Origin of the sequence: Syntrophomonas wolfei subsp. wolfei str. Goettingen G311 (assembly GCF_000014725.1) — a bacterium.
GTDB classification, from domain to species: domain Bacteria; phylum Bacillota; class Syntrophomonadia; order Syntrophomonadales; family Syntrophomonadaceae; genus Syntrophomonas; species Syntrophomonas wolfei.
This window is the reverse complement of record NC_008346.1, coordinates 1,326,444-1,342,882: the sequence shown is the minus strand read 5'-3', so window position 1 is coordinate 1,342,882 and position 16,439 is coordinate 1,326,444. Positions and strand designations below refer to the sequence as shown.

13 protein-coding genes and 1 tRNA gene are annotated in these 16,439 nt (G+C 42.9%); 3 read left to right on the top strand and 11 right to left on the bottom strand.

Translation table 11 applies throughout. The features are described from left to right. Positions 1–51 precede the first annotated feature (51 nt). From mqnC to SWOL_RS05920, 4 genes are all read right to left on the bottom strand, one after another. Positions 52–1,086, bottom strand: coding sequence for a cyclic dehypoxanthinyl futalosine synthase (mqnC, locus tag SWOL_RS05935; RefSeq protein ID WP_041427429.1), 1,035 nt, complete (start codon positions 1,084–1,086; stop codon positions 52–54). A gap of 203 nt (positions 1,087–1,289) precedes the next feature. Beyond that, positions 1,290–2,117, bottom strand: coding sequence for a menaquinone biosynthetic enzyme MqnA/MqnD family protein (locus SWOL_RS05930; RefSeq protein ID WP_011640571.1), 828 nt, complete (start codon positions 2,115–2,117; stop codon positions 1,290–1,292). A gap of 47 nt (positions 2,118–2,164) precedes the next feature. Further along, entirely contained in the window at positions 2,165–3,244 is a 1,080-nt protein-coding gene (gene mqnE, locus SWOL_RS05925) for an aminofutalosine synthase MqnE (RefSeq protein WP_011640570.1), read from the bottom strand. A 495-nt stretch (positions 3,245–3,739) separates the two neighbouring features. Beyond that, entirely contained in the window at positions 3,740–4,669 is a 930-nt protein-coding gene (locus SWOL_RS05920) for a D-alanine--D-alanine ligase (protein ID WP_011640569.1), read from the bottom strand. 161 nt (positions 4,670–4,830) lie between these two features. Between SWOL_RS05920 and SWOL_RS05915 the strand changes: the two genes are divergently transcribed. Beyond that, positions 4,831–4,906: transfer RNA gene (locus tag SWOL_RS05915), tRNA-Trp, on the top strand. 226 nt (positions 4,907–5,132) lie between these two features. On the opposite strand, the gene SWOL_RS05910 is transcribed toward SWOL_RS05915, so the two are convergent. Further along, the gene (locus SWOL_RS05910; RefSeq protein ID WP_011640568.1) at positions 5,133–6,224 is read right to left on the bottom strand and encodes a mechanosensitive ion channel family protein; all 1,092 of its coding nucleotides are present in this window, start codon (positions 6,222–6,224) and stop codon (positions 5,133–5,135) included. Between the two features lie 124 nt (positions 6,225–6,348). On the opposite strand from SWOL_RS05910, the gene SWOL_RS05905 reads away from it, so the two are divergent. Then, positions 6,349–6,621, top strand: coding sequence for a hypothetical protein (locus SWOL_RS05905; protein ID WP_011640567.1), 273 nt, complete (start codon positions 6,349–6,351; stop codon positions 6,619–6,621). A gap of 56 nt (positions 6,622–6,677) precedes the next feature. On the opposite strand, the gene fusA is transcribed toward SWOL_RS05905, so the two are convergent. The 5 genes from fusA to SWOL_RS05880 all read right to left on the bottom strand — a co-directional run bounded on the left by fusA (position 6,678) and on the right by SWOL_RS05880 (position 10,589). Next, on the bottom strand, positions 6,678–8,726 hold the full coding sequence (gene fusA, locus SWOL_RS05900) for an elongation factor G (protein WP_011640566.1): 2,049 nt from the start codon (positions 8,724–8,726) through the stop codon (positions 6,678–6,680). Between the two features lie 84 nt (positions 8,727–8,810). Continuing rightward, complete coding sequence (locus SWOL_RS14730) at positions 8,811–8,963, bottom strand: hypothetical protein (protein WP_207635327.1); 153 nt, start codon at positions 8,961–8,963, stop codon at positions 8,811–8,813. A gap of 91 nt (positions 8,964–9,054) precedes the next feature. Beyond that, entirely contained in the window at positions 9,055–9,849 is a 795-nt protein-coding gene (surE, locus tag SWOL_RS05890; protein WP_011640564.1) for a 5'/3'-nucleotidase SurE, read from the bottom strand. Continuing rightward, entirely contained in the window at positions 9,846–10,391 is a 546-nt protein-coding gene (gene lepB, locus SWOL_RS05885; RefSeq protein WP_011640563.1) for a signal peptidase I, read from the bottom strand. Before lepB ends, surE begins: the two co-directional genes overlap by 4 nt. 18 nt (positions 10,392–10,409) lie before the next feature. Further along, a complete protein-coding gene (locus tag SWOL_RS05880) occupies positions 10,410–10,589 on the bottom strand; it encodes a YpmA family protein (protein ID WP_011640562.1) in 180 nt (59 codons plus the stop codon). 699 nt (positions 10,590–11,288) lie between these two features. Here SWOL_RS05880 and SWOL_RS05875 point away from each other — a divergent pair. After that, the gene (locus SWOL_RS05875) at positions 11,289–12,638 is read left to right on the top strand and encodes an acetyl-CoA hydrolase/transferase family protein (protein ID WP_011640561.1); all 1,350 of its coding nucleotides are present in this window, start codon (positions 11,289–11,291) and stop codon (positions 12,636–12,638) included. 80 nt (positions 12,639–12,718) lie between these two features. Here the strand turns inward: SWOL_RS05875 and SWOL_RS05870 are convergent, their stop codons facing one another. After that, on the bottom strand, positions 12,719–16,429 hold the full coding sequence (locus SWOL_RS05870; RefSeq protein WP_011640560.1) for a UvrD-helicase domain-containing protein: 3,711 nt from the start codon (positions 16,427–16,429) through the stop codon (positions 12,719–12,721). Between the last annotated feature and the right edge of the window lie 10 nt (positions 16,430–16,439).

Below are 16,439 nucleotides of genomic sequence, written 5' to 3'. Positions count from 1 at the left end.
TCCTCTCTAAACAATGGTTGAACTACGGTTCCGTCTTCTGTCTTCCGATGACTAATATACCTCTAATATCCGGTATTCAGTGTCTCTTAGTGCAGGAATCCTACCTGCTCCCCTTATAAGTTCGATCATTTCTTCTTTCTTCATTTTATATTCCAAACCTGCCGAGCGAACCACATTTTCTTCTATCATAATACTGCCCAGATCATCAGCACCGAAAAGCAATGAAATCTGCCCAACCCTATCTCCTTGCGTAACCCAGGAACCCTGGATGTGAGCAAAGTTATCCAAATAGAGCCGGGACAGGGCCAGAAATTTCAAGTACTGGGCCGAGTACATTTTACGCCCCATCAGTTCGTTATTACCCGGTTGGTAGGTCCAGGGAATAAAGGCCCTAAACCCTCCGGTTTCATCCTGCAAATCTCTTATCAGCCGCAGATGAGCCACCCGGTGCTTAAGTTGATCCACACTACCCATCATCATAGTTGCAGTCGTTTCCATCCCTATTTCATGGGCAATTTTCATTACCTCCAGCCATTGGCTACTGCTAATTTTATTAGGACTTATCTCCCGGCGTACATCATCATGTAAAACTTCGGCTCCCCCGCCGGGAAGCGAATCCAAGCCGGCCGCTTTCAGCCGCATCAGAGTTTCCCTTATATTCAGCCCGGAAATACGGGCAATAAAGGCAATCTCTGGAGCGGTCAAGGAATGAATACAAATATCGTAGCGGGCTTTGATACTGCTAAACATTTCTTCAAAATACTTTATATCCAGATCTTCGTTAAGCCCACCCTGAATCATAAGCTGGGTAGCTCCCAGCTCCATGGCTTCATCAATTTTGTCAAAAAGGCTTTCCGGGCTTATCACATAAGCGTCTGCATCCTCTTTGTTCCGGAAGAAGGCACAAAAGCGACATTTGCATGAACAAATATTGCTGTAGTTGATATTGCGGTCAATAACAAAAGTAGCCTGGTTATTACCAAATATTTCTTCTCTTTTTCGGTTGGCAGCCTGTCCTATCTCCAGAAGCTCTCCTTGCTCATACAAGAGTAAAAAATCCTCATCGCTCATACGCCGCCCATTCATAATCTCCTTTAGTCGCTGTCTAATAGTAATTGGCACCTCTCTCCTCAAAATGAGACTGTTGCATAGACTTAATTTCCCGCGAAAAAGGCCAAAATCTTGCTGCCTTATTTTGAACATCCCTTACTAAACTCGCATATCGGCAAGGAATATTAATCCAACTTGCATACCCTTATTATTTCTGTCCTCCGCCTTCCGTCTTCCGCTCAAATACCCAGTATTTCCAGAGGCGGCACCTCGTCTAAAAGGCCTTGATTTTTCGCCTGGCGGTAGTATTCCAGTAAACCTTCCTGTTTGCTGGAATCAAAATCAAAGCGCAAACAACGAAAATAATCTACCAGGTAATCGGCCCCAAAATCTTCCCATTGCGAAGCTTTTTTCGCCACATCCTGTACATTTTCCAGGCTAAATTTAATCGATTCAGTAAAGGTCTCCTTGATAATTTTTAATTGCTCAAGGTTCTTGCTAGCAAAGTCTTTTCTTATCGCCCAGAGGGCAAAAACCATAGGCAGGCCGGTGAACTTTTTCCATTCCTCTCCCAGGTCATAGATGTACAGGCGATCCTGGTTCTTATAGCGGGCTCTAAGGGCATCATCACCGATCAGTAGTGCTGCATCAGCCTCCATAAGCATGGCTCCCAGTTCGGGAGCAGAGGAAAAGTACTCTGGCATAATATTATAATATCGGGCTAAAATCACACGAAGAAGGGCCTGCGAAGTTGCCGAAGTATTGGTAAGAGCCACTTTTTTTTGGTGTAGTTCATTTATGGGTACTTTGGAAAAAAAGAAAATACTCTTTACTTCTCCATCACAGCTTACAGAAATATCCGGCATAAGCACATAGTCCCAGTAATTCCTGGCATAGGCTATGGATGGTATAGGGGCCAGATCCAGGAGGTTTTCCTGGAGCATACGGTTAAGGTCAGAGGGATTACCCTTAATCAAATCAATCTCCAGTAAGAATTTTTTCTCTATCAAACCATAAAATAAGGGGAAACAATTGATAAACTGTATATGTCCAACTCTGGGTCGCATATGGCAATACTCCCTTCAATACAATGAAGCCGCTGATAAAGCGCTTTTTAGAATTCCCGGATTATATTATATAAAGTATCCCTCTCCGTTGGGATATAGCCGGACTCTTTGATTAGATGCACCAGCTCTTCTTTGCTTATTCCCTTCTCGGTACTGGCCCCGGCAGCATGCATAATCCTTTCTTCTACCACGGTTCCGTCAATATCATCAGCCCCAAATTCCAGGGCAATTTGAGCCACGGGAAGCCCCAGCATAATCCAAAAGGCCTTGATATGCTCTATATTGTCCAGCATAAGCCGTGATATGGCAATGGTCTTTAAATCATCTACCGCCCCGGTTCTCTTCAGGTGACTGATTTTAGTATTTTCCGGAAGGAAGGGTAAGGGAATGAATGCCTGAAAGCCGGGGGCTTCATCCTGTAAATCACGCAGGCGAAGCAAATGTTCCACCCTATCTTCAATCTTCTCAATGTGACCGTAAAGCATGGTGCAATTGGTCTTTATCCCTATCTGGTGGGCAATACGGTGAACATTTAACCATTCATCACTGCTGGCTTTACGCGGGCAAAGTTCTTGGCGAATATCATCATTGAGAATTTCTGCTCCTCCACCTGGAATTGAACCAAGACCAGCATCCTTTAATTGTTGAAGTACTTCGCGAACTGTTAGACCGCTGATTTTGGAGAAATGAAAAATCTCCACCGCAGTAAAGGCCTGAATATGAATATCCGGATAGGCCTTATGCAGGCGAGAAATAACCTCAATATAATAATCAAGCCCCATATGGGGGTGCATAGCACTTACGACATGAAATTCGGTGATTCCATAGTCCACGGCTTCAGCCCCGTAAGCAAAAGCTTCATCCGGGCTCATCAAATAAGGACCAGAATTGCCATCTTCATCTACCCCGAAAGCACAAAACTGGCAGCGTGATACACATATATTAGTAAGATTTATGTGGCGGTTTACATTGAAATAGACCCGGCGCCCTGAGACTGATAGTTTTTTGGCCTTAGCCATTTCCCCTATTGCCAGTAAATCATTGCTTTGGTACAAGTAAATTCCGTCTTTCCTTGAGAGCCTTTCCCGCGCATTTACCTTATTCTTTATTTCTTCTAATCTATCCATGATTCATCTCCCTGCTATTACTTAGGACAATTATAACAGATACTTGGCTGTAAGGAAGCTAAACGTGATTCTACTGCAAAAAGTTATTAATATTCATTGGCTTGTATAAATATACCGCTCCAGCGTCCTTAATAGCGACCGCAGGGAGCATCAGTTGTGCCCGACAGGGCGCTTCGCATGGGCAACACCTGCGGCTTGTCTCGCGGCTCAAGGGGTACCGCGCTAATCTCCCGTCCATGGGAGTAGCGCTCTCGCGACATCCTGTCGCTCGCCCCCTTTCGCCTGCTCGCCTTCGCCGGGTGTTGCATCCATGCTTCGCCAACGCTCGCTTTGTATATTTATGCAACCCTTATGCAACAAAAGGTTTTTTTTGCAGTGGAGTCATAAATTATATTATGTTAACTAAACTATCGGCCAAAAGAAAAACTGCTCAGGACTTGCAGTCAGAGAGCAGCTTTATATCAAAAGCGGTTCAGGTTTAATATTGTAAAGCTCTTATTTCTCCAGGGCCATCTTAACAAAAAGATCGAGTAATTCTGGAAACTTGATACCTGCTGCTCTGGCCGCATCAGGAACCAAGCTGGTCCCGGTCATCCCTGGAAGTGTATTTATTTCCAATATATAAGGATTACCTCCCCGGTCAAGTATTAAATCGATTCTGCCATAACCCCGGCATCCCACTGCATCATAGGCTTTACAGCTAATTTCCTCTACTCTTTCTCTTTCCTCTTCACTGATTCTGGCGGGTATTAAATGATCGGACATTCCCGGCATATACTTGGATTCATAATCATAGTATTCATTCTTCGGTACTATCTCAATTACTGGTAACGTTTTAAGATTATCCTTACCCAAAACCGTTACAGTAAGTTCGGTTCCAGCAATAAATTTCTCCACCAGTATTTCTTCATCCAATGATAAAGCCAGTTCAAGGGCCGGCACAATATTTTTTCTTTTTCTAACAATTGATGTACCCACACTTGAGCCCTGGGTAGCCGGTTTAACCACCAGGGGCAAGCCAAAGTCTTCCATTAACAAATCTGGATTAAATAAATCTCTATTAAACCCTCTCTTTTTGATAACTTGAAAATCAGCCGTGGGCAAGCCTTCATAGCTCAATAGCTTCTTGGTTATAACTTTATTCATACAAACAGCACTGGCTAAAACTCCTGATCCGGTGTAAGGTATTCCCAGAAGTTCAAGATAACCTTGAACGGTACCATCTTCCCCGTTCTTACCGTGCAGGGTTATAAAAACCACATCAGGTGAATATTCCCTTATCCGATGTATAGTCTCCGGCGTAAAATCTAAAGCTTCCACTTCATATCCTGCATCTTTTAGCCCCTCATAAACAGCCTTGCCACTTTTTAAGGAAACCTCCCGTTCCTCAGAAGTTCCCCCCATCAGTACCAGTACTTTATTCACGCTTTCACCTCTCATAATATTGCTTATTAAGCATTTATATTATAGACTTACGCGGTTCAGAATAGAAGACTTACAAAAAAACAGATAATATTAAGACCAGAGCAAGTATTGAAACATCCTACGGTTTATGATAGAATTTACTCTGCTAGTATACAGCGTACAGGGGAGTAGCTCAATTGGCAGAGCATCGGTCTCCAAAACCGAGGGCTGGGGGTTCGAGACCTCTCTCCCCTGCCATAATGAATATCAAAACCGCGCAATCTTGCGCGGTTTTTGCTTGGTAAATTAATCATATAACGAGATGAAGTATGTCCCCCGCCTCCTTAATAGTGAGCGAAGCGAACATCAGTGGTGCCCGCAGGGTGCTTCTTTAATCGGTTGGGTTCTAATCCCCGTTTCGTTGCAGCGCTGTGTTGAAAGGATTAAGCATTTTCTTCCGATGCTTAAACAAATCCTTATACAGCTACGATTTTGTTTCCTCGGTGTTTAGCAGGTAAAGATTGCGACTGGGGAAGGGTATTTCCACTCCCTCTTCTTCCAAAATCTCTATTATCTTTAAATTAAGCTCTTCCTTTATAAGCAGGTATTCAGCCCATACGGTTGTCTTGGTGAAAAAATATAGAAAAACATTCAAACTGCTTTCCCCAAAAGACTCAAAATTCACCAATATTGTTTCGGGATCTACGCCAGGATGATCCCTAAGCATTTGTTTAAGCTTATTTATAACCGATTCTATCTGTTCTTTGCTAGTATGATATGATAGACCTAAATTAAAGCTTATCTTGCGTTTACCCATACGGCTATAGTTGGTAATGGCTTGAGTCACCAGTGTAGAGTTGGGAACCGTAACCAGGGATTGTTCAAAAGTTCTGATTCCAGTACTGCGAAAGGAAATGCTTTCCACTGTCCCTTCAACACCTGGTATAGATATCCAGTCTCCAATAATGAAGGGTTTTTCCAAAATAATGACTATCCCGCCAAAGAGGTTGGCCAGCATATCCTTGGCCGCTAAAGCCAGAGCCAGTCCCCCTAATCCTAAGCCGGCAATAAAACCGTTGACATCAAAACCCCATTCCCCCGCAATGATAATAATAACCAGAGCAATAATAAGAAAATGCAGGGCCTTGGATAATAACGGTATTAAAATACTATCTATATTCCATCTTTCCTGGGCTTCTTGAGATAAGATGGAGGTGCTGGCAGACAAGCGGTAAAGCACCCAGCCCAAAATAGCTACTAGGCTGGAACGAAAAATCTTTAAAAGCAATTGCTCCTGGGAAACACTGTTCAATAAAATATCCAGGGCCAGATATAGTCCAATTAGTATAATAAGAACTTGCAGTGGTTTCCCCAGGGCGGTAAAGATTCTATCGTCCCATTTTGACTTGCTCTTATTGCTCATATGCAGAAGCCAGCTTAGAACTTTTCGATAAAATAATTTCGCCAAAAGCCAGAATAATAAAAATACCGAAACCGCAATTAGTGCTTTTTCTAACGCTAGTGGTGAAATAAAAGTAAGCAATTGTTCTATCAAATTATTACTTAAGCTTTTCATAGCATACACTTAAACCGTTTAGCCAGCAGTTTCCCCTTAAAACGGTTCAAATACTCCTTCTTTATGTATTAAGCTGCCCTAAACAGTAAATAATCCAAAAAAAAGATAAACGGAGGCAGTTTGATTGAAAGAAAATAAATTTCTTTTCGTCCAATTACTATTAGCTGCCATAATATTGCATTTTTCCTTTTGGGCCCTCTTGGCAACTGGCAATGCACTTTATTTTATGGCCATTTTACTGTCTCTGGCGGCAATGGTTTTTATCGTCTATATTTTATATGAACTGCGAAATGAACGAAAGCCCATTTACTCCAAAGATTATTATTTCTATTTTATTGACCGGCAAAACTCACCTGACGATAGCTTCTTTTTTCCCTTTAGGGAAATGCGACGCTAAAGAAACTAGTACTTAAACAAAACAGGGGGCCTTTAAGGTCCCCTGTTGACTTGCTGCTATTTTTCCTTTTCTTCTTTTTCCTGTTTGGCTTTTTCTATTATTTTTTCAGCGTTTTGGCCCGGCACTTCTTCGTAGTTGGAAAACTCCATTTTAAACTTACCCCGCCCCTGGGTCATTGACTTTAAATCAATAGTATAGCGCGCCATTTCCGCCAGCGGAACCTGAGCCTTAATAAGTTGTTTTTTGCCTGCCGGTTCCATTCCCTGCACTCTTCCCCGCCGGCTATTTAAATCGCCTATTATATCGCCCATATATGCTTCAGGAACCTCAATTTGTACATTCATAATGGGCTCCAGCAGAACTGGTTTGGCAGATTCAACACCCTTTCTAAAGGCTAAGCGAGCCGCCATCTTAAAAGCCATTTCAGAGGAGTCCACCGAGTGATAGGAACCATCATACAAGGTGGCCTTAATATTGGTTACCGGATAGCCTGCCAATACCCCTTCTTCCATAGCTTCAATTAGTCCTTTTTCTACTGCCGGGAAGTACTGGCGTGGAACTGACCCCCCAAAAACATTCTCGGCAAATTCGAATTCTCCCTCATAAAGGGGTTCGAATTTTACGAAAACATGACCATATTGCCCATGCCCACCGCTCTGTTTCTTATGTTTTCCTTCAGCCTCTACGGTAGCCTTTATGGTTTCCCGATAGGGTATCCTCATTTCCCGGCTGATAACATCCACCCCGAATTTGCGGGATAACTTCTCCAGGACTATATCTACATGCGTATCTCCCATAGCCCTCAAAATTGTCTGCCGGGTTTCCACATTCTTTTCTACTCGAATGGTGGGGTCTTCCTCAAGAAGCCTCTGCAGGGCTCCACTTAGCTTGTCCTCATCGCCTTTGCTGCGAGGTTCAATAGCTATTCCCAGCGTAGGCAAGGGGAACTCAATGGGATCCATAATTACTGGTTGGGCTTTGAGGGTTAAACTGTCTCCGGTTGAAGTAACCGAAAGTTTAGCTACTGCTGCGATATCACCGGCATAAATCTCCGGAACTGAAGCCTGTTCCTTACCGGTCATAATCAATAGCTGCGCAATTTTTTCCTCTTTTTCCTTATTGGCATTATATACTACGGAATCGGCTTTCAGCTTGCCAGTAAATAAACGAAACATGGTCAGCCTGCCAATATAAGGGTCAGCAATGGTTTTAAACACTTGAGCCAAGAACGCTTCATTTTCCATGTCTTTACCGGCTACCAAAGGATTCTTATCTGGAGCTGTGCCACAGTTTACGATGAAATCCATCAAGGGGCTGACGCCCATATTATTTAAGGCCGAGCCACAAAAGACAAATACCGCCGAACCATTTGATGCTGCTTCTTTAATGCCATCCATGATTTCCGCGTCACTGAGTTCTTCTCCCTCCAGATACTTGCCCAGCAAATCATCATTGGCCTCAGCAGCAGCTTCAATCAGTGTTTCTTTAAAGCTCTCTACCTCGTCCAGCATATCAGCAGGAATTTCCTCTTCGCTGATTTTTCCACTCCCGGCTTCAAATATCAGGGCCTTCATTTTTAAAAGGTCTACTACCCCTTTGAAGCTCTCGGCGGCTCCAATAGGTATTTGTACCGGAACAATATTATCAGTAAAGCTGTTTTTCATATCATCCAGTACTTTGTAAAAATCAGCATTTTCTCGATCCATCTTATTTATGAAGGCGAGCTTGGGAACTGTGGGATAATCATCCCAGACGATTTCTGTTTGTACTTCCACGCCGGCAGTGGCTGAGAGGACTACCAGCATGGAATCTGCTACCCGCATAGTACCGGCTACTTCAAAGTAAAAGTCACTATATCCGGGAGTATCCAGAATATTTATTTTATGGTCCTTGTATTCACAAGGCACTAAAGCTGTGCTAATGGTTATTTTCTTTTTTATTTCCTCGGGATAAAAATCCGCTACAGTGTTGCCATCGTCAACCTTACCCAGCCTCTTGGTAGCCCCTGTATTATAAATCATTGCTTCTGCCAGTGAGGTTTTTCCTGTCCCTCCATGACCTACTAAAGCAATATTACGGATTTTACTACTAGGGTAAACCTTCATCAAACAACCTCCTCGTTAATTAAAAGTCAACTGTAAAAATGGTACTATACTTTAATAAAACTATCAAAGCTTTTTGCTAAAATCCTAGCTTTTCTTAAGCACATAGAAAATCCAATACAGGAGCAGGGCGGCCAGCAAAAATATAAGCAACTGATAAAGCATAAATCCCCTGAAAACATCTACTATGAGAGTAAATACCACCCCTAAAGCCAGTGGGAAGAGAATTAGTTGGCTCACTGGCTTATCAGGGTAAGACGGGTTTTCCCTTTTCTTTTTTATATAAGAAAAGTTAAGTACTAGAAAAAATATAGCGGTATTCAAAACTAGGCTAAAAATTATCATCGGCTTCTCCCAATAAGTGTGAGAACTGGCTGAATGATTTCCGGTACTGCTCTACCAGGTGGTAATCAGTCAAATCAAAATGTATGGGGGTTATACTTATGTAGGAATGCTGTACTGCATTTACATCACTATCTTCTTCCTGCGGTTCCTCCAATACTCCACCACCCATCCAAAAATAAGTGTTCCCCCGGGGATCATGCCTTTCTTCAAAGAGGTTTTCGTAATTTCTAACCCCCAAGCGGGTGATTCTGATACCTTTAATATCCTGCGGGCATAGATATGGAATATTTATATTCAACAAGGTCTTTTTTTCCATGCCATTTTTAAATAGATTCTGAATAACCTGGCGGGTAAACCTGGCCGCAAAAGAAAAATCCGTATCTGCCGCAAAGGAATTCAAAGATACCGCAATAGAGGGGGAACCCATAATAACTCCTTCCACCGCTGCCGACACCGTTCCTGAATACAATACATCGGTTCCCAGGTTGGGACCATGATTGATTCCGGACACTACCAGGTCAATATTATCTCCTACCAGCTTACTGCTGGCCAGTTTTACACAATCAACCGGAGTACCTCCTATTACCCAGCCGGCTTTTATTCCTGCCAATTTGGCCTTTATCACTTTAATCGGATCAAAGACCGTAATGGAATGACCAGTTCCGCTCCTTTCGCGGTCAGGAGCAGCTACAAAGAGCTCTGCTATGGAGCCCAGCTCTCCGATCAAAGCTTGAATCCCCCGGGCATGTATCCCATCATCATTGGTTAGGAGAATCCTCATTCAAAAGAAACCTCCCGTTCCAAAAGGCCAAAATGGGACAGAGGCCAGTAAATCATAAAAGCCTTTCCTTTGACTCGATCGCGGGTTAACCAGGTATTCCACATATGGCTATCAAAACTAAAATTACGGTTATCTCCCAGAACCAATAAGGCATCTGAAGGGACCACCACCGGCCCAAATTGATAGTTTATTTCCTCAGGCAGGTAGGGCTCAGCCAGGGGCTTGTCATTAATAAATACCCGGCCTTCTTTCATTTGTACCTTTTCTCCGGGCAGTCCGATTACCCGTTTGATAAAGTACTTGCTGGAATTTAATTCTTCAGGCGGATCAAAAATAACTATGTCGCCTCTCACCGGTTCCTTAAAATGATAAATGAACTTGTTTACCATAACCCGGTCGTCAATTTGCAGGGTTTGTAACATGGATCCTGAAGGTATTTCTCTTCCCTCTATTACGAAAGCCCTGAGGATCAAGGATAAAATAAAAGCGATAACTATTATACAAATGGTTTCCTTAATAAATTCACGAAGTTCTTTACTCAATTACCATTCACCTCAAAGCTATTCAAATTCATAAATACTAATGGTCATCTGCTCTTTCTCTTTATCTTTACTCAAACCAAACATTATTTTCTTGCCTTTCAGGCTTTTGTTTAAAAAATCTACTATCTGAATAAATTCGGGACTAGCCGAAAAAGTTTTACTGGCAATGATATCTAGTTTACCTTTATCCTGCTGCAAATGCCCATCTCCTTCCCTGTATATTGTATTTTAGTCTTTTTATATATGCAAGCTTCTATATGCAAGCTTCCCTTGCCAACACATTTATAAGATTGTGATATATTGCTTCACAATGTTTTTAAAGCTTCACCGTACCAGACATAGACGAAGCTCCCCCGTCTTTAAGGCCACTCATAGTGGTTTTATTCCTTTCCCCAAATGTTTTGTGAGAAAGTTCACTCCTTTTTAGAAATTTATTAAAGGACTTTTAAGCATTATGGCGAACTTTATCCACAAAATCATATTCGTTATCCACGCTAGGAGTCCTTTTAAGTATCGGAAGAAACTGCGGAGCAGTTTCAACACACCGTGCAACGAGGCTGGGGATTAAAACCCGCCGCCTGTTTTGTTAATAGGCGACCGCTTAGCGGGGGACATATTTCACCTCGCTATATTATTTTTTATAAATTCTGAATTTATTGACTTTTCAATTATTAGATTCAATGGCATAATTAATAGTATGTAACTAAAAACAATATTTTACAAGCATTCGAGAAATCTCCTACATCCAAAACTCTCTTCAGGACTTTTTACTTCAATATCTAAGCAAATCCTTTTAAAGGAGGTGGTACCAACTTAAATTTTCTTTTTCCAAGGAAAGTAGAATTAACTAAAGTGGTTGGATACTAAAAGAGAAAATATTTAAGGGGGTTATTTTTAGTGGGAAAGACTTATTTGGATGAGTATAAAGAGAAACTGCGCACTGCAGATGAAGCAGTTAAAGTAGTAAAATCCGGCGATTGGGTGGAATATGGTGAGTTCATGATGCAGGCCAAGGATCTGGACGCAGCCCTGGCCCGGCGCAAAGATGAGCTCAAAGATGTAAAAGTCAGAGTAGTAACCGCAACCTTTATGCCTGAAATAGTAAAATGTGACCCGGAAAGAGATCATTTCATTTATAATGACTGGCATTTTTCCGGCGGTTCCCGCCAATTGGCCATGAAGGATCTCTGTAACTACATTCCCCTGACCTATCATGAATCCGGTAAATTTGTCGAGGATTTTGCTGATATTGATGTGGCCTTTATTCCGGTAGCTCCCATGGACAAACATGGCTTTTTTAACCTGGGTACTTCCAATTCCATATCCTCTTATGTTATTAACAAAGCAAAAATAAAAATCGCCGAAGTCAACACCTCCACCCCCGTATGTTTTGGTGGTTCTAAGGAAGCGGTTCATATTTCTGACATCGACTACATAGTCGAAAGCCAAACCAACCCCAAACTTTTGAACCTGCCCGAACTGCCGGTTACGGATGTAGACCGCAAAATCGCTGCTCTGGTTATGGAAGAGATGGAGGATGGTTCCTGCATACAACTGGGCATCGGGGCTATGCCCAATACCGTTGGAACGATGATCGCCCAGTCCGATTTGAAGGACCTGGGAGTGCATACCGAGATGCTGGTGGATGCCTATGTAGATATGTACGATGCCGGCAGAGTAAACAACAAGCGCAAGAGCATTGACAAGGGAAAAATGGTCTACACCTTCGCTATGGGCAGTGAAAAGCTTTATAACTTTATGGACCGCAACCCGGCCATTGCCAGTTACCCGGTAGGATATACCAATGATCCTGCGGTTATCGGGCAAAACGATAAGGTGGTAGGAATAAACAACGCCCTGGAAGTGGACCTCTTTGGCCAGGTAGCCTCTGAATCCTCAGGCTGGAGACACATTTCCGGTACGGGCGGTCAGTTTGACTTTATCCTGGGTTCTTACAGATCCAAAGGCGGCAAGGGCTTTATCTGCTTGAGCTCGACCACCACTCTCAAGGATGGAAGTCGGGTTTCCCGTATCAGACCTACCTTAAGCCCCGGAACCATAGTCACTGTTCCCCGTTCCTGTGTCTACCTGGTTACCACCGAGTATGGCACCGTCAACCTGAAAGCAAAAACCACCTGGCAGAGGGCTGAAGCTCTAATCAATATCGCCCATCCTGATTTAAGGGATGAACTCGTTAAAGAAGCTCAAAAGATGCGGATCTGGACTAAAACCTGCAAGATCCTGTAGAATATATTTAACTAAGCATTATAAAAGCAGGTGTCTATCATGACACCTGCTTTTACTTTGGCAAAATATCTGTTATTCATCTAAACTCTGATTGCACGGTTCAAGTCAAAAAAGTAGAGATAAGACTCCTTGACCCTGTGGTCGGTGATATTCTCCAGGGCTCTCTTGTAGAGTTTGAGTTGTACCCGGTAGGGAGCTAAGATTTCCTCCTCACTTTTATGGTGAACGATATCGCTTTTAAAATCGAGCAGAACAATATCTTCACCCTCATAAAAATACAGGTCTATAATCCCCTGAATCAAAAGTTCTTCCTGGCTTTCCAAAGCAGGAAAAACCTCGCTGGCTGCTATGAGCAGATTAAAAGGTGCTTCGCGAAATAGCCATTTTGCCTGTAATACCCTTTGTCCCAGCTTTGTTTGGAAGAATCGCCATATTTTATTAACCTCAACTACGGCAAGTTGTTCCGAGGTTAAGATTTCCCTTTCCACCATCTCGCCCAGCTGTTGATTAATACTATCCTCCCGGCTAACTCGCCTGTAATCAATATTTTGCATTACCAGATGGACAATGCTGCCTTTATCCGCTGGGCTGAGCCTAGTTTTCTTGTCTTTTTCTCCGCTTAGAAAAGCGGGAACCCGGGTAAGAAAAGTATCAGCTGCTCCATCCTCCAAATAACCGCTGCTAATCTGGCTGACCTGGCTTACGGATAGTTTGGCCGGAATATTTTCTGCTTCCTGGTAAGGATATTTCCAGTTCAACCGCTTTATAATTTCTTCACTTTCAGCAGAAGGGCAGGAATAACCCCCTTGTTCTAATAATCTCTCCCATTCATACTTTTCTTCCTTTTTCCTTATTTCCTCAGCTGTTAACTGCCAGGGACTGATAAGCTTAACTTTCCACCTGGATTCATCTTCCCATAGTATTTCCCTGTCCCAATCTCCTCCGGCTATTTCCCGCAGGTACTGCCCCTCTTTTTTATGTCGCATAATAATGGGGATAAGCCAATCCAGAAAACTCCTGGCCCGGGACTGGTTATAGGAGTTTACTGGCTGGCTCCATCTTCGCCAGGCACTTTCCAGTTGGCGGGTAGTTCCCACCATAATTAACTTTTCTTGAGGGCGGGTACAAGCCACATAGAGTATCCTCATTTCTTCAGCCAGGTTCTCCAATTTTATCCGGTTCTTAATGGCCAGGCGGGCAATGGTATCGTGATAGGTTCTTAGCTGGGTATTGATATAACGAGGGCCTATTCCCAGCTTCCGGTGCAACAAAACATTTTCGTTGCTATCCCTAATATTAAAATTTTTGCCCAATCCACCCAGAATAACCACTGGGAACTCCAAGCCCTTGCTCTTGTGGATGCTCATAATGCGTACTACATTATCGTTCTCCCCGATAATGCAGGCATTACCCATATCACTCCCACTGGACTTGATTTTTTCTATGTATTTTATGAAACTAAACAGGCCTTTAAAAGAGCTCTTTTGGAATTCTCGCGCCCGATGCAGCAGAATTCTGAGGTTGGCCTGGCGTTGCCCCCCCCCCGGCATAGCCCCGGCATAGTAGTAATAACCGGTATCCATGAAGAGCTTCCCCATAAATTCATCTAATGCCATAATACGCGACTCCAATTCCCACTCCTTCAGGCGCTGTATGAAGAACACTAATCTATCCTTCAAGTCATCATTATTATCTTCCATATAAAACTCCATAGCCTCATAAAAAGAATAGGGTTGCTTTTCGCGTCGGGGAATCAGCTTGGTCCTGATCTTAATAAAATCGTCAATACTAAATCCACCTATAGGAGAGCGCATCACACTCAGAAGAGCTATGTCCTGTCTTTTATTATCAATTAAGCGCAAAAGGTTTATAAACAGATTCAGCTCTAAAGTATCAAAATAACCCGAACTGGCATCAGCATAAACCGGTATGCCTTCTGCGCTTAACTGTTCCATGAATATCCCGGCAGAGTTTCGAGTAGCGCGCAGCAATATTACCATATCCCGGTATTCTATTTTTCTCATGCATTGTAGCTCAGGGTCATAAATATCTTCCTGTATGAGCTGTCTGATCTTTTGGGCAATTAAGAGGGCTTCTATTTCCGTATTATCCATTTCAATTATGCGCTCAATAAAATCATTTTCCGCTTCACCCGGGATTTCTCGTTCTTCCGTTTCATTCTCCTCTAACTTGGTAATAAGATCCGGGTTGTTTTCCAGTATACAGATCTCCACCCTCTTAGCTGTATTCTCTTTCTCCTTTCCTTCCTGGCTGGATGCTTTATCTATTTCTTGGTATTTTAGCTCCTGGCCAGTGTTAAGACCGGGATAGAGATAGGATTTTTCATCATAATCTATTTCCCCCAGTTCTTCTGACATTAAATGACGGAAAATATAATTTACGGCATTGAGTATTTCCGGATGACTCCGGAAATTCTTATTAAGATCAACCCTTCTGTTTACGCTGCCATCTTGCAAGGGGTAAGATTTTTGTTTCTCTAAAAACAAAGAGGGATCAGCCAATCGAAAGCGATAGATGCTCTGTTTGACATCCCCCACCATAAACAGGTTATCTTCTTTTTTGATATAGTTTAGTATAGTCTCTTGTACCAGATTACTATCCTGGTATTCATCAATAAATAGGTAACTATAATAATCCCGGTATTCCCGAGCTACTGCTTCATTACTCAGGATCTGCAAAGCCAAATGCTCCAGGTCATTGAAATCGACTATGCCTTTCTCTCTTTTCTTTTCCTGGTAAATTTCCGCAAAACTTTGTATGATCTCCCCCAAGTATTTCATAAGGGAGTAGATTTCATTTAAATCCTGCAGGTATTCCAGCGGATCACGGCCCAGCAAACTATTTATAGCGTTAAGTATTTTTTTGCTTTCATCCCGGAGAATCTTTACTTGATTCTTAAGGTTTTCATCCACATCCCGGGAAACTCTCCCCAGGCGGGTAAAACTGAGTTGCTGCAGGCAGGAATATAGGACAGGCAGGCCCTGATCCGCTGCCTTTAGCAAAAGCTCAACCCATTTCTGATCACTTTCAATAGCTTCAAGATATCCCCTGGGTCCACCGGCTTTATTGCTGAGCTTGAGGGCTTGATTTAAAATATCCTGGGCAGCAGATAGTTCTATCTTTATTTGTTGGCTCAGCTCACTGGCCCAGGGATTTTCCGCCCAATTATCTTCACCCAGAGCCAGATTATCAATTTTCTCCTCTAACCAGCTTAACGGCTGGGGATGGCTCTGAATAAAGCTGTGTAAGCGTAATATAAGAGCTTCCAGCGGTTTATCATCCTTATTGCTGCCGAACGCCTCCACCAAATCCAGAAAACCATCATTCCCCTTTTCGTACTCCCCATCCAAAAGCTCTTCCAGGACTTCCATCTTAATCAATTCAGTCTCAGTACTATCGGCAATTCTGAAATGAGGATCAATATTAACCAGGTGAAAATGCTGCCGTACTACATCGCTGCAGAAGGCATGAATGGTACTGATGGAGGAGCGATTTAACAAATAGAGTTGCCTTCTGAGATGCCCGTCTTCTCTTCCTTTCTCCAGTTCTTTAAAAAAGGCGGCGTTGATTCTTTCGCGCATCTCTCCGGCGGCGGCCTGGGTAAAAGTTACTATAAGCAGGCGATCGATATCAATTCGATCACGAAGGACAAGTTGAATTATCCGTTCCACCAGAACCGTAGTTTTTCCCGAACCGGCGGCGGCTGCTACCAGGAGGTTGCTATTACGCGCATTTATTGCTTCTTCCTGTTCTATGGTCCAATGGGCCATATTTTCACCC